The 22,541-nt window shown below is 70.6% G+C and carries 17 protein-coding genes and 1 pseudogene; 13 read left to right on the forward strand and 5 right to left on the reverse strand.

What is annotated here, in order from left to right; translation table 11 throughout:
* The first annotated feature begins 535 nt into the window (after positions 1–535).
* From QM782_RS24500 to QM782_RS24515, 4 genes are read left to right on the forward strand one after another with little or no spacing between them, the layout of a single operon-like run.
* Entirely contained in the window at positions 536–2,254 is a 1,719-nt protein-coding gene (locus QM782_RS24500) for an ABC transporter ATP-binding protein (RefSeq protein ID WP_415205471.1), read from the forward strand.
* A complete protein-coding gene (locus tag QM782_RS24505; protein ID WP_415205472.1) occupies positions 2,251–4,032 on the forward strand; it encodes an ABC transporter ATP-binding protein in 1,782 nt (593 codons plus the stop codon). Before QM782_RS24500 ends, QM782_RS24505 begins: the two co-directional genes overlap by 4 nt.
* Positions 4,029–4,490, forward strand: a complete 462-nt coding sequence (locus tag QM782_RS24510) for a hypothetical protein (RefSeq protein WP_415205473.1) — start codon at positions 4,029–4,031, stop codon at positions 4,488–4,490. The genes QM782_RS24505 and QM782_RS24510 overlap by 4 nt, the downstream gene beginning before the upstream one ends.
* Before the next feature lie 43 nt (positions 4,491–4,533).
* Positions 4,534–5,157 (forward strand): TetR/AcrR family transcriptional regulator, encoded by a 624-nt coding sequence (locus QM782_RS24515; RefSeq protein ID WP_415205474.1) that lies wholly within the window; start codon positions 4,534–4,536, stop codon positions 5,155–5,157.
* Between the two features lie 68 nt (positions 5,158–5,225).
* Here QM782_RS24515 and QM782_RS24520 read toward each other — a convergent pair whose 3' ends face one another.
* The 3 genes from QM782_RS24520 to QM782_RS24530 are packed head-to-tail and all read right to left on the reverse strand — an operon-like array spanning position 5,226 to position 9,095.
* Positions 5,226–6,587, reverse strand: coding sequence for a cytosine deaminase (locus QM782_RS24520; protein WP_415205475.1), 1,362 nt, complete (start codon positions 6,585–6,587; stop codon positions 5,226–5,228).
* Positions 6,588–6,598: 11 nt separating this feature from the next.
* Positions 6,599–7,627 (reverse strand): ABC transporter substrate-binding protein, encoded by a 1,029-nt coding sequence (locus QM782_RS24525; protein WP_415205476.1) that lies wholly within the window; start codon positions 7,625–7,627, stop codon positions 6,599–6,601.
* A gap of 37 nt (positions 7,628–7,664) precedes the next feature.
* Positions 7,665–9,095 carry an FAD-binding oxidoreductase gene (locus QM782_RS24530; RefSeq protein ID WP_415205477.1) on the reverse strand — a complete coding sequence of 477 codons (1,431 nt, stop codon included), beginning with the start codon at positions 9,093–9,095 and terminating at the stop codon, positions 7,665–7,667.
* Positions 9,096–9,324: 229 nt separating this feature from the next.
* Between QM782_RS24530 and QM782_RS24535 the strand changes: the two genes are divergently transcribed.
* The 6 genes from QM782_RS24535 to QM782_RS24560 all read left to right on the forward strand — a co-directional run bounded on the left by QM782_RS24535 (position 9,325) and on the right by QM782_RS24560 (position 17,963).
* Complete coding sequence (locus QM782_RS24535) at positions 9,325–9,756, forward strand: MarR family winged helix-turn-helix transcriptional regulator (RefSeq protein WP_415205478.1); 432 nt, start codon at positions 9,325–9,327, stop codon at positions 9,754–9,756.
* Positions 9,757–9,955: 199 nt separating this feature from the next.
* Positions 9,956–11,362, forward strand: coding sequence for an SWIM zinc finger family protein (locus tag QM782_RS24540; protein ID WP_415205479.1), 1,407 nt, complete (start codon positions 9,956–9,958; stop codon positions 11,360–11,362).
* Positions 11,363–11,433: 71 nt separating this feature from the next.
* Entirely contained in the window at positions 11,434–13,155 is a 1,722-nt protein-coding gene (locus QM782_RS24545; RefSeq protein WP_415205480.1) for a DUF5691 domain-containing protein, read from the forward strand.
* Between the two features lie 26 nt (positions 13,156–13,181).
* Complete coding sequence (locus QM782_RS24550; RefSeq protein ID WP_415205481.1) at positions 13,182–14,264, forward strand: ATP-binding protein; 1,083 nt, start codon at positions 13,182–13,184, stop codon at positions 14,262–14,264.
* Positions 14,265–14,268: 4 nt separating this feature from the next.
* Positions 14,269–16,752 (forward strand): DUF5682 family protein, encoded by a 2,484-nt coding sequence (locus tag QM782_RS24555; RefSeq protein ID WP_415205482.1) that lies wholly within the window; start codon positions 14,269–14,271, stop codon positions 16,750–16,752.
* Positions 16,749–17,963 carry a vWA domain-containing protein gene (locus tag QM782_RS24560; protein ID WP_415205483.1) on the forward strand — a complete coding sequence of 405 codons (1,215 nt, stop codon included), beginning with the start codon at positions 16,749–16,751 and terminating at the stop codon, positions 17,961–17,963. Before QM782_RS24555 ends, QM782_RS24560 begins: the two co-directional genes overlap by 4 nt.
* A 105-nt stretch (positions 17,964–18,068) precedes the next feature.
* On the opposite strand, the gene QM782_RS24565 is transcribed toward QM782_RS24560, so the two are convergent.
* Together QM782_RS24565 and QM782_RS24570 are read right to left on the reverse strand one after the other, a co-directional pair.
* Positions 18,069–19,073 carry a reverse transcriptase domain-containing protein gene (locus tag QM782_RS24565; RefSeq protein ID WP_415205715.1) on the reverse strand — a complete coding sequence of 335 codons (1,005 nt, stop codon included), beginning with the start codon at positions 19,071–19,073 and terminating at the stop codon, positions 18,069–18,071.
* Positions 19,039–19,696: pseudogene (locus QM782_RS24570) on the reverse strand (IS256 family transposase); the annotation flags it as partial. The pseudogene QM782_RS24570 and the gene QM782_RS24565, both read right to left, overlap by 35 nt.
* Before the next feature lie 824 nt (positions 19,697–20,520).
* Between QM782_RS24570 and QM782_RS24575 the strand changes: the two are divergent.
* From QM782_RS24575 to QM782_RS24585, 3 genes are read left to right on the forward strand one after another with little or no spacing between them, the layout of a single operon-like run.
* Complete coding sequence (locus QM782_RS24575) at positions 20,521–20,754, forward strand: hypothetical protein (RefSeq protein WP_415205484.1); 234 nt, start codon at positions 20,521–20,523, stop codon at positions 20,752–20,754.
* A gap of 44 nt (positions 20,755–20,798) precedes the next feature.
* Complete coding sequence (locus QM782_RS24580; protein ID WP_415205485.1) at positions 20,799–21,260, forward strand: MaoC family dehydratase; 462 nt, start codon at positions 20,799–20,801, stop codon at positions 21,258–21,260.
* 23 nt (positions 21,261–21,283) lie between these two features.
* Positions 21,284–22,450 carry an acyl-CoA dehydrogenase family protein gene (locus QM782_RS24585; RefSeq protein WP_415205486.1) on the forward strand — a complete coding sequence of 389 codons (1,167 nt, stop codon included), beginning with the start codon at positions 21,284–21,286 and terminating at the stop codon, positions 22,448–22,450.
* Positions 22,451–22,541 lie beyond the last annotated feature (91 nt).

A 22,541-nucleotide genomic window follows, 5' to 3' on the forward strand; every position in this document is an offset into this window, starting at 1 on the left:
GAATTATTATTACTGCTTCTTCCGAACAGGGCCGGTCGCGGTGCGCTGCGCCTGGTAGGGAGGCCCTCGGGCCATGCGTCATGGAACGTGCGCGGCCAGCGCCGCGCAAGGCCCTGGGCCGCGCCGCTGGCCTGCGGGCGACGGGCCCATCGACTCGCCCTCCCCCTCACCGGTCGAAGGATTTTCCAGCGCGCTGGCGCGGCGGCATGCCAGCGTCGCGCACGCCCGGCGGCACCACGATCCAGGTGCGGCTGTTGCCGCCGAGCACCGGCAAGTTGTCCGCGCTGCGGCGCCCGACAAGGCCGGATACCAGGCACCGCCGCACTCGAAGCCGCATTCAGCGGCCCTGGGGCGCGGGCGCGAACCCAGCCCTTCTGCGAACACGGGCGATGACGGGCCGTCGACCACGCCTGCCTCTGCCATGGCGCCGCGAACACCAGCGCCAGTACCGCTCGAGCCGGCCAAATTCAGTCGCCGCTTGAATATGACCGACGGTCAGTCGATAATGAACACTTCACTCCGGGAGCACGTACCGATGAACCGTCCCCTGCTGCAACTGGCTGGCGTCGCACGCTGGCGGGTCGTGCTCGCCACCACCGTCGGGCTGCTCGCCACGGCCTGCCATGTGCTGCAGGGCGTGTTCGTGTCGCTGGCCCTGGCGGCCTTGCTGGCGGGCTCGCCGCTGCGCCGGGCGACCGGCTGGCTGGCGGCCTTTGCCGCTGTGGTCGCCGTGCGCGGCGTGCTCGTGTGGCTGGCCGAGGTCGTGGCCCAGGGTGTCGCCCAGCGCACGAAGGAAGATCTGCGCCAGCGGCTGCTGTCGTGCCTGGTCGAGCTCGGCCCCGGCCTGTCGTCGCACCGGCGGACCGGCGACCTGCAGGCGACGATCGTCGCGGGCGTGGAGGCGCTGGAGAGCTACTACAGCCGCTACCTGCCGGCCGTCTTCGTCGCGGTCTTCGGCTGCGCGGGCGTGCTGCTGTGCCTGGCCTGGGTGGACTGGAAGTCCGCCCTGCTGCTGGCGGCGTTCGTCGCCGCGTTCCCGGTCGCCGACCATTTGTGGCTGCGCTGGCGCATGCCCACGTCGTCCGGCGTCTTCGCTGCGATGGGCGCGTTCGGCGCCTACCTGCTCGACAGCCTGCAGGGCATCGTCACGCTGAAGGCCTTCGATGCCTCGGCGCGGCGCCGGTCCGTCCTGGCCCGGCGCGCCGCCGACCTGCGCCGCGCGTCGATGGCCACGCTCACGGTGTCGCTGGCGCGCACCGGCCTGACCGGCTTCATTTCGCTGGGTGGTATCGCGCTCGTGCTCGCGTTCAACGCCTGGCGCACCGCGGCTGGCGAGCTGGCGCCCTTCGCGCTCTTCCTGACGCTGTTCCTCGCCCGAGAAGCCTTCCGGCCGCTCGATCGGCTGGAGCGGGAGTTCCACACCGCCTGGTCGGCCAGCGGGGCGGTGGCGCCGATCGCGGCCCTGCTGGAGGCCACACCCGACGTGCGCGGGCCCGGCCGGCCGGCGGCGCTGCCCGCGCGCAGCGACATCGCCTTCGAGAACGTGGACTTCGCCTACGGCAAGGGGGAAGCGCCGGCGCTTTCCTCCGTCTCCTTCGCCGTGCGCGAGAAGGAGTTCGTCGCGCTGGTGGGCCCGTCGGGCGCCGGGAAATCCACGGTGATCGCGCTGTTGCTGCGCTTCTTCGACCCTGCGGGCGGCTGCATACGCATCGGCGGCACCGACATCCGCACGCTGGACCTGGACGCGCTGCGCTCGCTCGTCAGCGTGGTGTCGCAGGACACCTTCCTGTTCCACGGCAGCATCGAGGACAACCTGCGCATCGCGAAGCCGGGCGCGACGCTGGACGAGATCCGCGCCGCCGCGGGGGCCGCGCATATCGACGATTTCATCCAGGGCCTGCCGCAGGGCTACGCCACGCCGGTCGGCGAGCGCGGCGCCCGGCTCTCGGGCGGCCAGCGCCAGCGCCTGGCGATCGCGCGGGCGCTGCTGAAGGACGCGCCGATCCTGCTGCTCGACGAGGCCACCTCCAGCGTCGACGCCGCCAGCGAGCAGGCGATCCAGCAGGCGCTGGCCGCCCTCGCCGGCCGGCGCACGACGCTGGTGATCGCCCACCGCCTGTCTACCATCCGCCGCGCCGACCGCATCCTCGTGCTCGATGCGGGCCGCATCGTCGAGCAAGGGGACCACGGCAGCCTGGCGGGCGCCGAAGGCCTCTATGCCCGCCTGATGCGCGTGCCGGGAGAAGCCGCATGACCGACACCACCCTGGCCACCGCGCCACGGACGGAGAGCGCCGCCGACGGCTCCCGGAGCGGCCTGCTCGGGCTGATCCGCCTGGTGCGCGGCCAGCGCGGCCTGCTCGTGCTCACGATCCTCTCCGGCATCGCCGCGCAGGCGGGCACGCTGGCCAGCATGGGCCTGGGTGCCTGGCTGGTCGGCCAGGCGGTGACGGGCGCCGCGCCGGCCAGCCTGCTGCCCGGCTTCTGGGGCCTCGGCCTCGCGGTGGCCGTCACGGCGGCAGCGCGCTGGTGGCAGGCCTTCGTCTCGCACGACTTCGCCTTCGCCCTGATCGAGACCTTGCAGGTCGGCATCTACGACGGGCTGGAGCGCGCCGCGCCCGGCTACGTGCTGGGCCAGCGCACCGGCGAGCTCGCCTCGGTCGCCACCGGCGATGCCGAGCTGATGGAGTTCTTCTACGCGCACACGCTGGCCGACTACGTCGCCGCCACCCTGGTGCCGCTGGGCGCCCTCCTGGCCCTGCTGGCGATCCACCCGCTGGCGGCGCTGGCGCTGCTGCCCTTCCTGCTGCTGGTCGCCTCGGTGCCGTACTGGCTCGCCCGGCGCGCCGGCGAGCAGGGCCGCGCGGTGATGGAGCGACTGGGCCGGCTCAACGCCGAAACCGTGGAGATGATCCAGGGCCAGCGGGAACTCGCCATCTTCGGCCGCGCCCGCGATGCCCTGGCCCGGCTCATGGCGGGCACGCGGGCGCTCGCCGCCGCCCAGCGGCGCTATGGCCTGCGGGCCGGGCTCGAGCATGCCGCCATCGACGTCCTCACCGCGCTCGCCGTGCTGGCGGCCGCGCTGGTGGGCGGCGCCCTCGCCGCCGGCGGCCGCCTCGAACTGGCCCTTCTCCCGCTGGTGATCGTGCTGGCCGGCGGCGCGCTGCTGCCCATCGCGGAGGTGACGCAGACCGCACGCAAGCTGGGCGAGCTGCGTGCCGGCGCGGCGCGCGTGCTGGCGATCTTCCACCAGCGCCCGGCCGTCGCCGACCAGGGACGCGCCGCGCGGGCGCAGGACACCACCGTGCGCTTCGAGCAGGTCGGCTTCGCTTACGGCGAAGGCGGCCGGGGCGCGGTGCTGAGCGGCATCGATCTGACGATCCGGCCCGGCGAGACCGTGGCGCTGGTCGGCCGCTCGGGCGCCGGCAAGAGCACCTGCGCGAACCTGCTGCTGCGCTTCTGGGATGTCGGGGCGGGCCATATCCGCATCGGCGGCCGCGACCTGCGCGAGCTGCCGCTGGCCGCGCTGCGCCAACTGGTGGCCTACGTGCCGCAGGACGTGCACCTGTTCGACGAGACGGTGGCCGACAACATCCGCCTGGGCCGGCCGGACGCGCCGACGGAGGCGGTGGAGCGCGCCGCGCGGCTGGCACAGGCCCACGACTTCATCGCCGCCCTGCCCCAGGGCTACGCCACGGTCTGCGGCGAGCGCGGCGCCCGCCTCTCCGGCGGCCAGCGCCAGCGCATCGCGATCGCGCGGGCGCTGCTGGTCGACGCGCCGATCCTGGTGCTCGACGAGGCCTCCGCCAGCCTGGACGCCGAGAGCGAACGTGCGCTGCAGGCGGCGATGGACGCGATCCGGCGCGAGCGCGCGGTGCTCGTCATCGCGCACCGCCTGTCCACCATCCGCGCCGCCGACCGCATCGCCGTGCTCGATGGCGGGCGCATCGCCGAACAGGGCCGCCACGACGAGCTGCTGGCGCGCGGCGGCCTCTATGCCGCTCTGGTTTCTTCCACAGGAGTCTTCCAATGATCCGCCATGACCTCTCCCACTGGCCGCTGGTCCTCAGCGTCGCGCGCGGCCCGAGCACGCTGGCCGAGCACGACGCCTTCCTGGCCGAATGGAACCACTGGCTCGACCGCGGCGAGCGCTTCGCGACCCTGCGCGTGTTCGCCGACGCCGCGGCCCTCGCCCACCCGGACGGTGCCGCCCGCGGCGCCAAGGCCTGGCTGCAGGCCAACGCCGGGCGCCTGCAGGCGCAAGTGACCGCCATGGCGACCGTTGTGCCGCCCGAGCAGCTCGCGCCGGTGCGCCGCATGAACGCCGAGAAGCTGTTCGGCGTGCCGGCGCAGGCCTTCGGCGGCATCGACGACGCGCTGGACTGGCTGGAGCGGGTCGCCGCGCCCGCCTCCACCTGGCGCCGCGACGCGGCCGCCGAACGGCTGCGGCGCATCCTCGGCGAAAATCGGCCCCACCCATCCCCGCCCTGATCGGGCTCCACCGGTCAGCCAGCACTCCGCCAGCCAGCCCACGATGCCCCCCGCCACAGCCGCTGCCCCAGCCACCACGCGCCCGCGCACCAAGCCGGCCGTCGTCCGCCGCGAGGAACTGATGGATGCCGCGCAGGCGTTGTTCCTCGACAAGGGCTTCGACGCCACCAGCGTCGACGAGATCGTCGCCCAGGCCGGCGTCGCCAAGGGCACGTTCTACTTCCATTTCAAGACCAAGGACGATGTGCTGCGGGCGCTGCGGGAACGCTTCGTCGTGAAGTTCCATGAACGCCTGGAAAGTGCGGTGGCCGCCTGCGCGCCGGACGACTGGAGCGGCCGGCTCGAAGCCTGGATGGAGGCGGCCGTCGACGGCTACCTGGACCAGTTCGCGCTGCACGATCTGGTGTTCCACGAGTTCCGCCCGTCGAGCCGCCGCATGCAGCACGACAACCCGATCACCCGGCACCTGGCGACGTTGATCGCGGACGGGGCGCAAAACGGCGCATGGACGGCGCCCTATCCCCGCCTGATGGCTGCGATGCTGTTCGGAGGCTTCCATGGCGCCGTCGACGAGGAGATCGTCGCGCCGTCGAAGACGACCCGCCAACGGTTGACCGCCGAGGTCCTGCGCTTCTGCCGGATGGCGCTCGGGCTGGCGTGTTCGTGACGAAAGGCCTTCGAGCCCCCCCCTCCGGCAACAGGGGGCGCGGTCGCTGCCGGAGCGAGGCGGCACGCTCAGTCCACGCGCACCAGGTCGTCCAGTTCGCGATAGTCCGGCGGCGTGGTGTCGATGGCCCGGCCCGTGCGCAGCACGGTGCGGTCCCACTGGTGGCGCGCCAGCATCTCGGAATAGCTGCGCGCACGCAGCACCATCAGGTCGGCCGGCATGCCGGCCTTGAGCACGCCGCGCCCCTCCAGTCCCATGATGGCCGCCGGCGTGGCGCTGGCGGCGCGGATCCAGTCGCCGAACGGGTGGTCCAGGTGCAGGATCTTCACCGCCTGGGTGTAGGTGTCGAGCATGTCGTGGTCGCCGTAGGCGTAGAAGGGGTCGCGGCAGTTGTCGCCGGCCACGGCCACCTCCAGGCCCGCGGCCTTCATCTCGTGCAGCACCGTCACGCCGCGCCAGCGCGGGGTGCGGGTGGCGTCCAGGCTGCGGTCCTGCAGGTACATGTTCACCGTCGGCAGGCTGACGATGGCGATGCCGGCCTCGCGGCAGGCGGCCAGGGTCTGGGCGATGACCTCGTCGGTCTGCAGCGCCAGCGCGGTGCAGTGGCCGCAGAGGATGCGGCCCTGGAAGCCCTGTTTGATCGCCGCCTGCGCCACGCGGATCAGCGAACGCGCGCGCGGGTCGGTGGATTCGTCCACGTGCAGGTCCACGTCGAGCCCGCGCTCGGCCGCGAGCCGGAACAGGCGCACCATGGCCTCGTCGATCTCGGGCGGCACGGGCTCCTGCGGGTGGGCCTGCGACTTGGTGACGCAGCCGAGGTTGCCGCCGCTCTCGGCAACGATGTCGGCCAGGCGCACGCCCTCCTCGCGCAGGAACACGTCCACCTGCGTGATCGACGACACCTGCAGCGCGATGCGCCCGGCCCAGGCCTCGCGCATGGCGCGGAAGACGGGGTACGAGATCTCGGCCTGCGGCGACTGCGAATCGAGGTGCGTGCGGATCGCCACCACGCCCTTGGCATAGGCGGTGCGCAGTGCGAAGTCCATGCGCCGGCGCAGGTCCTCGGCGTTCCAGTTGGCGGTGCGGTCCTGCATGGTGGCCCGCGCGGCGCCCGCGCCGTCGCCGGTGGGGTTGGCCTGGCGCGGCCAGATGTGGCCCTTGTCCAGGTGCGTGTGCAGGTCCACGAAGCCGGGGAGCACGAGCGAGTCGTCCAGGTCCGGGCCGCGCGCGGCGTCGGTGGCGCCGGCCGGCGCGATCTGCGCGATGCGCCCGTCCGCGATGGCCAGGTCCAGCGCCACCAGGTCGCCGTCGCCGGCCGGCCGCAGGCTGGCGGCGACGGGGTCGTCGATCAGGCAGCGCGGCGCGCGCACGCGGCGCAGCACGTAGCGCCCGCCCGCCGCGCCGGGCGGGGTGAAGAAGGACGGTGTCATGCGGTCTGGCGTCATGGGGTCCTGCGGTTGGCGACGAACTGCATCGTGTAGAGCTGGCGCAGGTCCAGCCCGGGCTTCTGCGCGCCGACGGCGACCATCGCATCGTAGAAGCTCTTCCAGCGCTCCTCGCTCATGGTGCCGATGCCCTTGGCCTTGGTCTCGGGCGTCTCGACGATGCCGTACTTCTTCATCGCCGCGATGCCGTAGGCGATGGTGTCGCTGCCCATCTGCGGGTTGTGCTTCTGGATCATGGCGTTGGCGGCCGAGGGGTCGCCGTTGAGGTAGCCGGCCCAGCCCTTGGCGGTGGCGTCCACGAAGGCTTGCACCAGTTCGGGCCGCTCCTTGATCGTCCTGGGCGGCGCGATGGTGACACCGACGTAGTTGTCGAAGCCCTGGTCGGCCAGCAGGTGGACCACCGGCTCCACGCCCGCCTTGCGCGCGGCGAAGGGCTCGCTGGTCACGTAGCCCTGCACGGTGGTCTGCTTGTCCACCAGCCAGGGCGCGAGGCTGAAGGCGTAGGGGCGCAGCTGGTCGTCGGTCATGCCGAACTTGGCCTTGAGCCACAGCCAGTAGGTCTGGCGCCCGGTGGTGGCGACCATCAGCGGCTTGCCCTTCAGCGCGGCCAGCGTGTCGTTGCCCATGCCGGGATGCGACATCAGCACGCGCGGGTCCTTCTGGAAGAAGGCGGCCACGGCGACGGCGGGGATCTTGTCCTGCGCGAAGCCGAAGGCGCGGAAGCCGTCCACGTCGGCGAAGTCGCAGGTGCCGGCCGCGAACAGCTGCACCACGTTGACCTGCGGGCCGCCGGGCCGGATCTCGACGTCCAGGCCATGCTCGCGGTAGATGCCGGTGGCCTGCGCGTGGTAGAAGCCCCCGTGCTCGGCCTGCGCGAGCCAGCCGGACTGCACGCTGACCCGGGTCAGCCCCTGCGCCGTGGCGCGCGGCAGGAAGGCAGGCATGTGGGACGCGGCGGCCACGCCGCCGAAGGCGGCGATCACCTTGCGGCGCGTGAGCGATGGCTTGCCGGAAGCGGTGTTCATGGCGGTTCCTTTCATGGGAAGCAGTGCGCAGGGACGGTCAGGCGACGGCGGCCTCGTCGCGCTCGCGCGCGTCCTTGCCGCGGAAGCGCCAGCCACCGCTGGGCAGCGCGCCGCCGGTGCTTTCCTTGGCGGCGGCGGCATCGAAGCGCAGCTTGCCGGGGTTCATCAGGCCGTGCGGATCCATGGCCTGCTTGAAGGCGGCATCGGCGTCGTCCAGCGACTTCATGCCGCCCTCCTTGACCAGGAAGGTGTGGTTGTTGGCGACCATCGCGCCGTCCTCGGCCATGCCGCGCATCACCTCGGCCAGCTGCGCCTCGCTCTCGTAGCGGAAGAAGGGCGAGCCCTGGAAGCTGAGCTTGCCGTCGAAGCGCTTGGCCTCGAAGTGCATGCCCAGCATGTGCGAGAAGCGCTGGTGGCTGCGGCCGATGGCGCCCACCAGGTCCGGGTCCAGGTACAGGCCCACGTTGCTGATCACCTCCGGATGCTCGCGGTTGACATGCATGCGGGTGTGGCCCCAGCTCATCTCGTAGATCGGGATGCGGTAGGGGCCCTCGGCCTCGGGCGCGTCGCTGGTGATGCAGCCGCCGAACTCCCTGACCAGCGCCTGGAACGCTTCCATGAAGGGCGCGGCCACCATCGCCAGCACCAGGCCGTCGCAGTCGTCGCGGCCGTAGGGGCGCAGCACGCGCATCATGCGGTAGATGGGGCCGCCCATCACGCTGACGAGCTTCTTCGGGATGCCGTCGCTGGTGGCCAGCGCGTGCGAGAAGCGCACCGCGGTCATGAACTCGGGGAACACGACCACCGCCTCGCGCCAGGGCCAGGCCGGCGCCAGCGGCATCTCCAGCTCGGTGATGATGCCGTTGCTGCCATAGGCGTGGTGCACACGGTTCACGTCGTCGCCGCGCAGCTGCACCACGCGCGGCTCTTCTTCCACGCTCACCACCTCCAGGCCGAGGATGTTGCCGCGGTCGCGCAGGATGCCCCAGGCGCAGCTGCCCACGCCCGCGTGGCCGCCGCCGACGAAGCCGCCGATGGTGGCGACCTTCTTGGTCGACGAATGGATGCGCAGCTCCCAGCCCTGCGGCCGCGTGGCCTCGTCGATGGCCGCCAGGCGCGCGCCGGCCTCGGCACGCACGCTGCCGGGGCGCTGCCACAGCACGCGCGCGAGGCCCGTCATGTCCACCATCGCGCCGCCCGCGAGCGGGATGCCCTGGCCGAAGTTGCAGGTGCCGCCGCCGCGCATCACCAGCGGCATGCGGCTGCGCGCCGCGGCCGAGGCGATGCGCAGCACGTCGGCCTTGTCGCGCGGCCGCACGATCACGTCGGCCACGTGGGCCAGCGCGTCGTCCTTCATCACGGGGCTGAAGTTGGCCGTCATGTCGCGGCTCCTGCGGCGCACGATGTCGGGGTCGGAAATGGCGGGGACGTCGCCCAGCGCGGCGAGGAAGGCAGCGGTGTCGTTCATGCCAGGGTTCTCCAGGAAAGTGGAAAGCAACAGAGGAATGGCGCCGCCGCTGCGGGGCAATCTCGCCGCCCCACGGCGGGTACGCATGCACCGCCGCGGAACGCGAACCCTGGGCTGGTCACGTCGTCGGCATCGGCCGTGCAAGGAATGTGCCCATGCGTGAAATTGCACGCATCTGGCGGGAGCGCTACAGTGGCCGCACGGCGCCGGCAGGGAGGGCGCCCATGCGATGGAGCTCGAGGACCACATCTTCTTTCTGTGCACCCAGGTGGTGTACCGGCGCGACCGGGCCATCAACGAGGTGCTGCGCCCGCTGGGGCTGCTCAACACCGAATGGCGCACGCTGGGCACGCTGGTGCACCAGGGGCCGCAGACGATGCAGGCGCTGGCGCAGTGGACCGCCTACGAGCGCACGCGGCTCACCCGCATCCTGCACGGCATGCAGGAGCGCCACTGGGTCGAGCGCACCGCCGCGGAGCACGACGGCCGCTCGGTGCTGGTGCGCATCGCGCCGCCCGGCCGCGCCGTGTACACCCGGGCCGCGAAGGCGGTCGAAGCCCTGACGGACGAGGTGCTGGCCGCCTGCACCCCGGCGGAGATCGCGCGGGTGCGCAAGTCGCTGCAGGCCCTGCGCGAGCGGCTGATCGCCTTCGGCTACTAGGGCGACCGCCGAGCGCACGGCGGGCAGTGCCCCCCCCCGGGGGGCTTCGGCGCGGAAGGCGATGAATCAATCCGTTCCTCGTCGAATTTTTCAGGGCTGCCGGCACGGCGGGCCGCGCCAAGCTGGTAGTCTCCACGCCGCGCTGCAGGCGGGGCATCCGACGGGCCGGCGCAGAAGAAGAATCAACGAGGGAGCGTCGGTGTCGAGCGTGTTCGCAACTGAAGCCGAGGTGCTGGCGCTGGCGCCGGACGCGGCATCCGCCAAGGCGGCCAAGGGGCTGCAATCGATCGCCAAATGGCCCACCGTGGGCAGCAACGGGGTGGCGGTCTGGGGCGAGTGCCAGGGCAGCGGCAGCAAGCCCTACCAAACCCAGGTCGAGCTGGGCGGGCCGGCTTTCAAGTGCTCGTGCCCCAGCCGCAAGTTTCCCTGCAAGCACGGGCTGGCGCTGATGCTGCTGCGCGCCAACGGGCAGGTGCCCGAGGCAGGCGAGCCGCCCGCCTGGGTGAGCCAATGGCTGCAAGGCCGCCAGCAGAAGGCCGAGCAGAAAGAGGCCAAGGCCGCGGCCATCGCCGCCGCGCCCCCGCCCGACCCTGAAACGATCGCCCGGCAGCAGGCCCGGCGCGAGGACAAGCGCTGGGACAAGGCCGCCGCCGGCATGCAGGAGCTGTCGCTGTGGCTGCAGGACATGGTGCGCGGCGGCCTGGCCAACCTGGCCGGTGATGCCCAGGCCCGCGCCCAGTGGCACAACATGGCCGCGCGCATGGTGGATGCCCAGGCCGGCGGCATGTCGGCCCGCATCAAGGACGCCTGGGCGCTGGTGGATGGCCATCCCGGCTGGCCGCGGGACCTGCTGGCACAGCTGGGCCATTGGCAGTTGGTGGTGGATGCCGTGCAGCGCCGCGATGCGCTGCCCGCGCCGGTCAAGGCCGACCTGATGGCGGCCCTGGGCTGGCCGCTGGACAAGGCCGAGGTGCAGGCGCAGGGCGAGCCGCTGATGGACGTGTGGCTGGTGGCCGGGTTGCGCACGATGGAACGCGAAGGCCGCCTGCTGGAGCGCCGCGTCTGGCTGCAGGGCGTGCAATCGGGCCGCACGGCGCTGGTGCTCGACTATTCGCAGGGCGGGCGCGGTTTCGACACGGTGTGGCTGGCGGGCCGGGCCTATGGCTGCGCGCTGCATTTCTACCCGGGCCAGGCGCCGCTGCGGGCCATCGCGGCCCAGGGCAATGCCGAGGGCCTGCTGCCGGCCGGCGCCGTGCCGCTGGCCATTGAGCAGCCCCTGCAGCAGCTGGGCCGGCGCATCGCCGCCAACCCGCTGCAGGCCGTGCAGCCGCTGTGGGGCGCACAAGCCGGGCTGCGGTTTGCCGACGGGCAATGGTGGGCGATCTGGGCCGACCCGCCAGGCGCGGTGCCCGCCGTCATCGACGACGACGAGGCCTGGCACCTGCTGGCGCTGACCGGCGGCGCGCCCATGCTGCTGTTTGGCGAATGGGACATCGGCCGGGGGCACGGCGGCAGCTGGCGCCTGCTCAGCGCCTGGCAGGCCGATGCAGGCGATGCCGCCGGCACGCGGCAATGCATCTGGCATCACCGCAGCGAGGTCGCATGAGCACCGCCCGGCCGCCCGAAGGGGCTGATTCCCTCCCGGAGGGACCGGGCCGCAGGCCCGAAGGTGCACCGATGAACAGTGGACGAATCTGGGCTGCGTTGCAGCAATCGGCCATGGTGGGCGCGGATCGCCTGCCCGTGCCGCAGGTCTTCATGCAGGGCGTGGATGGTTCAGCGCCGGCCAGCGAGCGGGCGTTGCGGGCCGCGCTCACGGCACCCGCCAGTTCGCCCGCCGAGCAGTTGCTGCGCGCCAGCGCCGTCGCCGCCGTACTGGAGCGCGCGGGCTGGGCGCCGCAGCCCGTCCCGGCCGCGCAGGCGGCACCGCCCGCCCCGGCCGAGACGCGCCCCGAGCCCGAGGACGCACGCCTGCTGGCCCTGATGCGCGAGGTGCTGCAGGACGGCCCGCAGGACCTGCTGGCCCCGATGTGCGCGGCACTGGACCGGGCCGGGCTGCGCCTGCCCCACGGCATGCTGGTCGAGGCGCTGGAGCAGGGGCGCCAGTCCGTCGCGCTGCGCCCCTGGCTGACGCCGGTGCTGGGCGAGCGCGGGCGCTGGCTGGCCGCGCTCAACCCGCCATGGGGCTATGCCCACGGCGTGCAGGAAACCGCCGACCCCGACCAGGTGTGGCAGGAAGGCTCGCTGGACCAGCGCGTGGCCCTGCTGCACGGCGAGCGCGAGGCCGACCCGGCCAAGGCCCGAGCACGCCTGGAGGCCAGCCTGAAGGAGCTGGGCGCCAAGGAGCGTTTGCCGATGGTGCAGGCGCTGGCGCAAGGCCTGTCGATGGACGACGAACCGCTGCTGGACAAGCTGCTGTCCGACCGCAGCAAGGACGTGCGCGACGCCGCCGCGCGCCTGCTGTCCTGCCTGCCCGGCAGCGCCCATTGCCAGCGCATCACCGGCTGGCTGCTGCCCATGCTCACCCGCCACGAGAAGACGGGCATCGGCAACTGGCTGAAATCCGTGCTGACCAAGAACGCCCAGGACGACTGGACGATCGAGCCGCCCGAAGAAGGCTTGCAGGACTGGGAGCGCGACGGCATCACGCTGCAGCCGCCTTCATGGTTCAGGGGCGTCACGGCCGGCGTCAAGGCCTGGTGGCTGCAGCAGTTCGCCGAGTTGGCACCCCTCGGCTTCTGGACCCGGACCCTGGGCAAGACGCCGGCCGAGCTGTGGGCATGGAGCGGCCGCAGCGACTGGAAAACCTCGCTGCGCCAGGGTTGGCTGGCGGCGCTGGGCTACCAGAGCCGCTTCCAGCGCGACGAGGGCGAGGGCTGGCTGCAGCTGCTGCTGGGCATGCAGCGCAATGCGCAGGCCGAGGCCGCGTCGGCCACGCTGCTGGCCCAGCTCACCCCCGCGCAGCGCGAGGCCGTGTGGCTGGCCCAGGTCGAGCGCGACAAGGGCCGCCTGGTCGACACCATCCTGGGCATCGACAACGGCCTGCCGGCCGCGGCACGGCTCTCGCCCGCGCTGTCCGCTCGCCTGGTCGATGAAATCGGCCGGGCCACGGCGGGCAGCGGCCAGGCCACCGGCAACTGGTACGGCTACCAGGCCGACCAGGCCCTGCTGGCCTGTGCGCGCCGGCTCGACACCGGCACGCTGCCGCGCTTTGCGCAGCTGTGGCGCCAGGCCAGGCCCGTGGCGCCCGAAGCCGACACGCCCGCCACGCTCACGCCCGAACAGCACGACAAGCTGGTGCGCGCCCGGCACCGGCCCTGGGACGACGAGCGCCTGCGCGTCCGGCTGGAGCGCAGCGTCGAGTTGCGCCTTGCCCTGCACCAGACACTGAACCCCTGACTTCCTGAATCCGAGCCCGACACACCATGAGCCAAGTCCTGCGCCAACACGCCGAACAGCAATTCGCCGAAGAACTCGACGCCCTGCAGAAGGTGGACGACCGTCCGCGCCCGCCCAACTGGAAGCTCTCGCCCTGGGCCGTGCTGCAGTACCTGATGGGCGGCAAGCTCTCCAACGGCTTCGAGGTCAGCGCCAAGTACATCGGCAACCCGCGCCTGATGGAGATCGCCGTCTCCACCCTGGCCACCGACCGCGCGCTGCTGCTCTACGGCGTGCCGGGCACGGCCAAGTCCTGGGTGTCCGAGCACCTGTCGGCCGCGGTCAGCGGTGACTCGACGATGCTGATCCAGGGCACGGCCGGCACCAGCGAGGAGCAACTGCGCTACGGCTGGAACTATGCGCAGCTGCTGGCCCACGGCCCGTCCGACAAGGCGCTGATCCCCAGCCCGCTGGTCAACGCGATGCGGCTGGGCAAGATCGCGCGCATCGAGGAGCTGACGCGCATCCCGGCCGACGTGCAGGACACCTTGATCACCGTGCTGTCCGAAAAGACCTTGCCCGTGCCCGAGCTGGGCACCGAGTTCCAGGCGGTCTCGGGCTTCTCGGTCATCGCCACGGCCAACAACCGCGACAAGGGCGTCAACGAGCTGTCGAGCGCGCTCAAGCGCCGTTTCAACACCGTGGTGCTGCCGGTGCCGGCCTCGCAGGACGAGGAGGTGCAGATCGTCACCAAGCGCGTGACCGAGCAGGGCCGCGCGCTGCAGCTGCCGGCCGAGCCGCCCGCGCTACAGGAGGTGCGCCGCGTGGTGCAGATCTTCCGCGAGCTGCGCAGCGGCCAGACCGAGGACGGCAAGACCGTGCGCGTCAAGTCGCCCAGTTCCACGCTGTCCACCGCCGAGGCGATCTCGGTCATCAACAGCGGCATGGCGCTGGCCGGCCACTTTGGCGACGGCGTGCTGCGCGCGGCCGACGTGGCCTCGGGCCTGCTGGGCGCGGTCATCAAGGACCCGGTGCAGGACACCGTGGTGTGGAAGGAATACCTGGAGACCGTGGTCAAGGAACGCAGCGACTGGAGAGACCTGTACCGGGCCTGCCGCGAGCAGCTGTAAGCCGATGAGCGACGACGCACTGCGTTTCTTCGGCATCCGCCACCACGGCCCGGGCTGCGCGCGCAGCCTGCTGGCGGCGCTGGCGCAATGGCAGCCCGACTGCCTGCTGGTCGAAGGCCCGGCCGAGGGCGAGGCGCTGCTGCCCATGCTGCAAAGCCCCGAGCTGCGCCCGCCGGTGGCCATGCTGGTCTACCGGCAGGACGAGCCCAGCCACGCGGCCTTCTACCCGTTTGCCGAGTTCTCGCCCGAATGGCAGGCGCTGCAATGGGCCAGCCGCCAGGGCGTGGCCACGCGCTTCATCGACCTGCCGCAGACCCACGCGATGGCGCTGGAAATGCAGCGGCGCGAACAGCTGGAACAAGCAAGGGCACAGGAAAAAAAGAACGCGCAGGAAGGCGAGGATCACCACGACGAGGCCGACCTCACCCCCGATGACACGCTGCGCGACCCGCTGGACTGGCTGGCCCATGCCGCCGGCTTCCAGGACGGCGAAAGCTGGTGGAACCGCATGGTGGAAGAGCGCGGCGACAGCGAGGCCCTGTTCGAAGGCATCACCGAGGCCATGACGGCCGTGCGCGCCGAAATCGACCAGGACAGCGCGCAGGACAACGGGCATTGGCGCGGCGAGGCCTATGCCCGCCGCGAGGCGCTGCGCGAGGCCTGGATGCGCCAGTGCATCCGCGAAGCACTGAAGGCCGGCCACCAGCGCATTGCCGTGGTCTGCGGCGCCTGGCACGTGCCGGCGCTCAAGGCCAGCGTCACGGCCAAGGCCGACGCCGCCTTGCTCAAGGGCCTGCCCAAGGCCAAGGTGCAGGCCACCTGGGCGCCGTGGACCTACCGCAACCTGGCCAGCAGCAGCGGCTACGGCGCGGGCGTCACCTCACCCGGCTGGTACGAGCACCTGTGGCAATGCCACCGGCCCCACCTGCCGGCGCCAGACGGAGAAGCCGGCACAAGCACGGCGAGCGCCGCCACCCTGCGCACCGCCGGCTGGCTGACGCGCGTGGCGCGCCTGCTGCGCAGCAAGGACCTGGACTGCTCCAGCGCCCACGTCATCGAGGCCACGCGCCTGGCCGAGAGCCTGGCCGCCCTGCGCGGCCAGCCCACGCCAGGGCTGCAGGAGATCAACGAGGCCATCGGCACGGTGATCTGCATGGGCGAGAGCGCGCCGCTGCGCCTGATCGAGCACGAGCTGACCGTGGGCGACGTGCTGGGCGCCGTGCCCGCCGACGTGCCCCAGGTGCCGCTGCAACGCGACATCGAGCAGCAGCAGAAAACCCTGCGCCTCAAGCCCGAGCCGGCCGCCAAGCTGCTGGCGCTGGACCTGCGCAAGGACACCGACCTGGCGCGCAGCCACTTCCTGCACCGGCTGCGGCTGCTGGGCATCGCCTGGGGCACGCAGGCGCGCGATGCCCAGCGCAGCCGCGGCACCTTCCGCGAGAGCTGGCAACTGCAATGGGCGCCCGAGCTGGCCGTGCGCATCATCGAGGCCAGCGTGCACGGCGCCACCGTGGCCCAGGCCGCCACGGCCCGGCTGCGCGCCAGCCTGACGCCCGAGACGCCGCTGCCCCAGATCGCCCAGGCCATCGACGATGCGCTGCTGGCCGACCTGCCCGCGCTGGTCGAAGCCCTGATCGCCACGCTGGCCGAGCGCGCCGCCACCACCGGCGACGTGGCCCAGCTGCTGCAGGCCCTGCCGCCGCTGGCCAGCGTCTACCGCTACGGCAGCGTGCGCCAGACCGACACCGCCTTGCTGGCCACGGTGATCGACTCGCTGGCGCTGCGTGCCGCCATCGCCCTGCCCGTGGCCTGCATGGCCATGGACGAGGACGCCGCCGCCGCCATGCAGGCCAAGGTGCTGGCCGCGCACGAGGCGCTGCGCCTGCGCGGCGACGGCGATGGCAACAGCCGTGACGACAGCGGCAACGGTGACGACGACGAGCCCGCACAGGACGCCGGCCAGGCCTGGCGCGCCGCGCTGCGCAGCCTGGCCGTGGGCGACGCAGCGGCGGCCCGGCTGCGCGGCATGGCCTGCCGCCTGCTGCTGGACGAGCACCTGCTGGGCAGCGGCGAGGCCGTGGCCCAGTTCAACCGCAACCTGTCGCTGGGCGTGGCGCCCATGGACGTGGCCGCCTGGCTGGACGGCTTCCTGAACCGCCAGGCGCTGGTGCTGCTGCACGACGACGCCATCTCGGGCGCGGTGGACACCTGGCTCACGCAGCTGGGCGAGGCGCAGTTCGCGCAGATCCTGCCGCTGGTGCGGCGCAGCTTTTCCGACTTCAGCAAGCACGACCGCCAGCGCCTGGGTGAGAAGGTCAAGCGCTCGCCCAGCCCGGGCGCCGCCACCGCCGTGGCCATGGCGCCCGCGCCGGCCGGCGACGAAACCCCGCCCTGGGACGAACCGCGCGCCGCACTCGCCCTGCCGGTGCTCGGCCAGTTGCTGGGCTTGGCCTTTTCTTCAGAAGCATCCACCATGGATAACCCATGAGCGACGCGACCTCGACCGCCTCACCCGACCAGGACCCGGCCCAGGAGCTGCCACCCACCACGCGCCTGCAACGCTGGCGCATGGTGCTGGGCAGCCCGGCCGACATCAGCTGCGGCGGCGTGGCCGGCCGCCTGCAGGAGATGGACCAGGCACTGGCCGCGCTGTACGAGGAAGACAGCCAGCTCGGCGCGCGCAAATCCCGCACCGGCGGGCGCGGCAACTCGTCACCCACCGTATCGCGCTGGCTGGGCGACATCCGCAAGTACTTTCCCAGCCAGGTGGTGCAGGTGATGCAGCGCGACGCCATGGAGCGCCTGAACCTGCGCGAGCTGCTGCTGCAGCCCGAGATGCTGGACAACGTGCAGCCCGACGTGCACCTGGTGGCCGACCTGATCTCGCTGGGCTCGGTGATCCCGCAGAACACCAAGGCCACCGCGCGCCTGGTGGTGCGCAAGGTGGTCGACGAGCTGATGAAACGGCTGGAAGAACCCATGCGCAGCGCCGTGGCCGGCGCGCTGGACCGCAGCCAGCGCAACCGCCGCCCACGCCACGCCGAGATCGACTGGAACCGCACCATCCGCGCCAACCTGCGCCACTGGCAGCCCGAGTACAAGACCATCGTGCCCGAGACGCTGATCGGCTACGGCCGCAAGGCGCGCCGCCCGCAGCGCGAGGTGATCCTGTGCATCGACCAGAGCGGCTCCATGGCCAACTCGGTCGTGTACGCCAGCATCTTCGGCGCGGTGATGGCCAGCCTGCCGGCCGTCTCCACCAAGCTGGTGGTGTTCGACACCGCGGTGGTCGACCTGACCGACCAGCTCGACGACCCGGTGGACGTGCTGTTCGGCGTGCAACTGGGCGGCGGCACCGACATCAACGGCGCCGTCGGCTACTGCCAGGGCCTGATCAGCGAGCCGCGCAACAGCATCCTGGTGCTGATCTCCGACCTGTACGAAGGCGGCGTCGAATCAGGCCTGCTGCGCCGCGCCAACGAGCTGGTCGAGTCCGGCGTGCAGTTCATCACCCTGCTGGCCCTGAGCGACGAAGGCGCCCCCGCCTACGACGCCGAGCTGGCCGCCAAGCTGGCCGCCCTGGGCGTGCCCTCGTTCGCCTGCACCCCCGACGCCTTCCCCCAACTCATGGCCGCCGCCATCCGCCGCGACGACGTGGCCGCCTGGGCTGCGACGCAGGGGTTCAAGACGAGCCGGTAGCCGGGCCGACCGATCACGGTCGAGTAGCTAGGCCATTCGGCTTCGCCCTCACAGATCCGAGCATGCGGCTTTCCCGCACTCGGCTCTTCCCGAAGGTCTGACGCGTCATATACGTTGCTGTGCCCAAGAACGAGTGATCCGCACCGATGGCAGAGGGTAGCGCGCTGTCACTGCGTCAAACCAGTCCCATCCTGCGCTGCGAGATCGCTGGCTGCGTCGTCGCAAACAGGTGAACCAGATCCGTCGCAGCGCCTGCCGGAACCCGGCTAGAGATCGCCAGTTGTGTGGCATGCCGTAGTACGCGCAGTGGCCGCGCAGCACGCTGACGTACCAGCGATGCTGGTACGTCAGGGGGGCATGCATGCGGCGCCACGCGTCACGGCGAAGCTCGTTCAACTTGCGAGTCATGCGCTTGCTCTGCGTCTTGTGCTTCACGATGAATCGCCCGTCCCTTGTCCATCCACAGTAGTGTGTGAAACCCAGGAAGGCGAACGTACGGGGTCTTGGCAAACCGGCTCTAGCACAGGCAAGCGCCGTCAGGCGCCCGAAGGCAATCAGCCGAGTCTTCTCCTCATGCAACGTCAGGCCAAACTGGTTCAGCCTGACCTTCAGTTCGACCACCATCTTCTCCGCATCGGCCTTGCTCTCAAATCCCGTCACGAAATCGTCGGCGTAGCGCACGATGCTCACACGGCCGCGCGCGTGACGCCGCCGCCATTGATGGACCCAGAGGTCGAGCACGTAGTGCAGGAAGATGTTGGCCAGCAACGGGCTGATGCCCTCGCCTTGAGGTGTTCCCCTTTGCGTTTCATGCAACTCATTGCTCTCGAAGACGCCAGCCTCCAGCCACATCCTGATCAGTCTCAGAATGCGCGGATCGGCAATCCTGTGTACCACCATCCGCATCAGCCACTCGTGGTCAACCGAGTCGAAGAGGCTACGGATGTCGGCGTCGAGCACCCAGTTCATTCGCTGGCTCATCAGGGCGGTGTGCAGTGCTGCTAGCGCCCGATGCGGTCGCGTCCCATCCCGTGGTGTAGGTCCACAGCCCGGACAAGGCTGAGATGCACGGTACTCAGCGAGCCACAGCGGACAGCCGAGTGGGGGCAGTGTCGCTCAGGGCCTGCAGGCCTTCAAGTTGCATGTAGCGCCGGTTGAGCGACCACTCGTCGTTCTGCTCGAGCATCATGGCGCCGACCAGGCGCACGATGGACGCGTCGTTGGGAAAGATGCCCACGACGTTGGTGCGCCGCTTGATCTCGGCATTGAGCCGCTCCAGCGGATTGGTGCTGTAGATCTGCGTCCAGTGCGCCCGCGGGAAGGTCATGAAGGCCAGCACGTCGTTCTCGGCCTCGTCCATCACGGCACTGAGCTTGGGGAACTTGTCCCGTAGTTGACCGGCCACCGATCTCCACTGCGCCCGGGCCGCCTCGGCAGACTCCTGCACGAACACCGTGCCGATGGCCGCCGAGACCATGCGCCGCTGGGTCTTGCCGGCGTGCGCCAGGGCGTTGCGCATGAAGTGCACGCGGCAGCGCTGCCAGGTGGCCTTCAGGACCTTGGAGGCGGCCGCCTTGATGCCTTCGTGGCTGTCGCTGATGAGCAGCTTGACCCCGCGCAGGCCGCGCCGGTTCAGGCTGCGCTAGGCGCTCGGTCCAGAACGGCTCGGCTTCCGAGGCGCCGACCTTCAGACCCGACACCTCGCGCTGCCCGTCGGTGTTCACGCCGCCAGCGCTCCGCAGCGGCATCCGCCGCCAGGGCCTCAACCCGGCCGGCCCCACCGGCCGCTTCCACCTGCCGAACGCCTAGGGCATGGAAGGCTGTGAAGTCGGTGCCGGTGCCCGCCGCGTTGCCGACGACGGCGCAGGCCGTGAAGCAGAGGCGCCGGCCTTGACCCCGGCCGAAAACGGGGCTGCACCAGGGCCCATGCGGCAGCTCGGCAGCTCGGCAGCTCGGCAGCGACGGATTCGAGCACCGCTGCAACGCCCTCGCAGGGCCATGAACGGCTGGCTGCCGCACGCCAGGCACGGCGCTGCCCGCAGAGCGCAGGAACGCGGCGACCTTCCATGGTCAGCATCTGCGCATGGGCGAGCCCGCGCACCTACTTCCTTCGAGCCGGCCATGCCTGGCGACGCCACCACGTGCTCGAACGCGCATGGAATCTGGTTCCACAGGAAATGACGAAGAACCTTTTCTGGCCTGTCGGTCGGACGGCATAACCACAGCTTATTTTCCGCATAAGCAACGCCATCTTTTTCCCCGCCAGGGTTGCGCATGTAATAGACGCCAACGATTCGCATGGTCGATATACACGAGGCCATCCACCCGGAGACAAGCATGGAGCATATCCAGGAATCAGTCCATCGCCTTCCTTCCGAACACCAGTGGGACCCTATGGCTCGGCGGAGATTGAGCGCCTGTGCCACGGCGCAGACCACGCCCGCATTTCCGCTCTGCGTTCGGACGATGCTTGCAAGTGGATGGAAAGCAATTCAACCACCCCCATTTCACATGCGGCCCATCCAATGCGAAACCATTCCTTGATGGCGAGAACATCGTGATGACCGCAGGCGCTGCCGGCCAACCGTCCATTGGCAGTATGGGGCAGATGGCGCATCACCTCGAAGTCCTCAAGGCAGCCTCGATCGCGGACCGCCAACTGGCCATGCGTGGCGAGCCGGCGCTGCATCCCTCCCATATCGAAATCATCGGCCGGACCTACCGCCCCACCGACGAGGAAGTCGCCTTCTACCGAGGAATGACCGAGCTCGCCGAATCGTTCAAGAACTGATCAGCACCCTGACACACAGACCAACACCCAAGGAGATATCCTAAATGGCAGGCCTTTACTTCGAAGAATTCAAGCCCGGCATGGTGATCGAGCACGCCATCCGCCGCACCGTCACCGAGACCGACAACGTGCTGTTCTCGGCCATGACCTACAACTGCGCGCCGCTGCACATCGACGCCGAGTACAGCGCCAAGACCTTCTACGGCCAGCGCCTGGTCAACAGCATGTTCCTGCTGGCGCTGGTGGCCGGCATCACGGTGTACGAGACCACGCTGGGTACCACGCTGGGCAACCTGGGCTTCGGCGAGATCGCCTTCCCCAAGCCCACCTTCCACGGCGACACCATCCGCGTGGAAACCGAGATCCTGGAGACCCGCATCTCCAAGAGCCGCAAGGACTCGGGCATCGTCACCTTCAAGCACGTGGCCAAGAACCAGCGCGACGAGATCGTCTGCACCGCCGTGCGCACCGGCCTGATGCTGGTTCGCCCCACGAACCAAGCCTGATTCACCTTCCAGGAGACTACGAAATGGACTACCAACTCAGCCCCGACCAGCAAGCCATCGTGGACGCCGCGCAAAAGATCTGCGCCGATTTCCCCCTTGAATACTGGCGCAACAAGGACAAGAACCACGAGTTCCCGCACGAGTTCTTCCAGGCGGTGGCCAGCGGCGGCTGGCTGGGCATCTGCATGCCCGAGGAGGCTGGCGGCTCCAACCTGGGCGTGACCGAGGCGGCGCTGTTCCTGCGCACGGTGGCCGAGTGCGGTGGCCAGGCAGCCGCCTCCACCATCCACATGAACATCTTCGGCCTGCAGCCGGTCGTGCACTTCGGCACCGACGAGCAGAAAGAGCGCTGGCTGCCGCCCTTCGCGCGCGGCGATCACAAGGCCTGCTTCGCGGTCACCGAGCCGGATACGGGCCTGGACACCACCAAGCTGAAAGTGGTGGCCAAGAAGCAGCCCGACGGCAACTACCTGATCTCGGGCAAGAAGGTCTTCATCTCGACCGCGCAGGTGGCCGACCACATGCTGATCCTGGCACGCACCACGCCGATCGAGCAGGTCAAGAAGCATGGCGACGGGCTGAGCCTGTTCTACACCAAGCTCGACCGCAAGTACGTGGACATCCGCGAGATCGACAAGCTCGGCCGCGCTGCCGTGGACACCAACGAGCTGTTCATCGACAACCTGCCGGTCTCCAAGGACGAACTGATCGGCGAGGAAGGCAAGGGCCTCAAGTACATCTTCCACGGCATGAACGCGGAACGCGTCTTCGTGGCCGCCGAGCAGGTGGGCATGGGCCGCGCCGTGCTCAAGCTGGCGACCCAGTACGCCAAGGAGCGCATCGTGTTCGGCCGCCCCATCGGCCAGAACCAGGGCGTGCAGCACCCGCTGGCGCGCAACTGGGCCGAACTCGAAGCGGCCAACCACATGATGCTGGCCGCGGCCAGCCTGTACGACCAGGGCCTGTCGTGTGGATCAGAGGCCAACGCGGCCAAGCTGCTCGCGTCCGAGGCCTGCATGCAGGCCTGCCAGACCGCGATCCTGACGCACGGCGGCTTCGGCTACGCCAAGGAGTACCACGTGGAGCGCTTCATGCGCGAGGCCTGGATCGGCTACATCGCCCCTGTCACGCCGCAGCTCATCCTGTCCAACATCGCCGAGCGCAAGCTCGGCCTGCCCAAGTCGTACTGACAACGGAATGCCCAGCTTCCCCGCCGGGGCAGGGGAGCCGGGCATCTGACGGGTCTGCAGTGCCCATGAATAAAGTGTCAGCAGCCATCAA

The sequence above is a fragment of the Pseudorhodoferax sp. genome, assembly GCF_047601025.1.
In the GTDB taxonomy this organism is placed as follows: Bacteria; Pseudomonadota; Gammaproteobacteria; order Burkholderiales; family Burkholderiaceae_C; genus Pseudorhodoferax.

What these genes read in the sequence shown, in the direction of transcription:
- QM782_RS24500 (WP_415205471.1), top strand. Translation starts at nt 536, where the DNA reads ATGAACCGTCCCCTGCTGCAACTGGCTGGCGTCGCACGCTGGCGGGTC.
- QM782_RS24505 (WP_415205472.1), top strand. Translation starts at nt 2,251, where the DNA reads ATGACCGACACCACCCTGGCCACCGCGCCACGGACGGAGAGCGCCGCC.
- QM782_RS24510 (WP_415205473.1), top strand. Translation starts at nt 4,029, where the DNA reads ATGATCCGCCATGACCTCTCCCACTGGCCGCTGGTCCTCAGCGTCGCG.
- QM782_RS24515 (WP_415205474.1), top strand. Translation starts at nt 4,534, where the DNA reads ATGCCCCCCGCCACAGCCGCTGCCCCAGCCACCACGCGCCCGCGCACC.
- QM782_RS24520 (WP_415205475.1), bottom strand. Translation starts at nt 6,587, where the DNA reads ATGACACCGTCCTTCTTCACCCCGCCCGGCGCGGCGGGCGGGCGCTAC.
- QM782_RS24525 (WP_415205476.1), bottom strand. Translation starts at nt 7,627, where the DNA reads ATGAACACCGCTTCCGGCAAGCCATCGCTCACGCGCCGCAAGGTGATC.
- QM782_RS24530 (WP_415205477.1), bottom strand. Translation starts at nt 9,095, where the DNA reads ATGAACGACACCGCTGCCTTCCTCGCCGCGCTGGGCGACGTCCCCGCC.
- QM782_RS24535 (WP_415205478.1), top strand. Translation starts at nt 9,325, where the DNA reads ATGGAGCTCGAGGACCACATCTTCTTTCTGTGCACCCAGGTGGTGTAC.
- QM782_RS24545 (WP_415205480.1), top strand. Translation starts at nt 11,434, where the DNA reads ATGAACAGTGGACGAATCTGGGCTGCGTTGCAGCAATCGGCCATGGTG.
- QM782_RS24550 (WP_415205481.1), top strand. Translation starts at nt 13,182, where the DNA reads ATGAGCCAAGTCCTGCGCCAACACGCCGAACAGCAATTCGCCGAAGAA.
- QM782_RS24555 (WP_415205482.1), top strand. Translation starts at nt 14,269, where the DNA reads ATGAGCGACGACGCACTGCGTTTCTTCGGCATCCGCCACCACGGCCCG.
- QM782_RS24560 (WP_415205483.1), top strand. Translation starts at nt 16,749, where the DNA reads ATGAGCGACGCGACCTCGACCGCCTCACCCGACCAGGACCCGGCCCAG.
- QM782_RS24580 (WP_415205485.1), top strand. Translation starts at nt 20,799, where the DNA reads ATGGCAGGCCTTTACTTCGAAGAATTCAAGCCCGGCATGGTGATCGAG.
- QM782_RS24585 (WP_415205486.1), top strand. Translation starts at nt 21,284, where the DNA reads ATGGACTACCAACTCAGCCCCGACCAGCAAGCCATCGTGGACGCCGCG.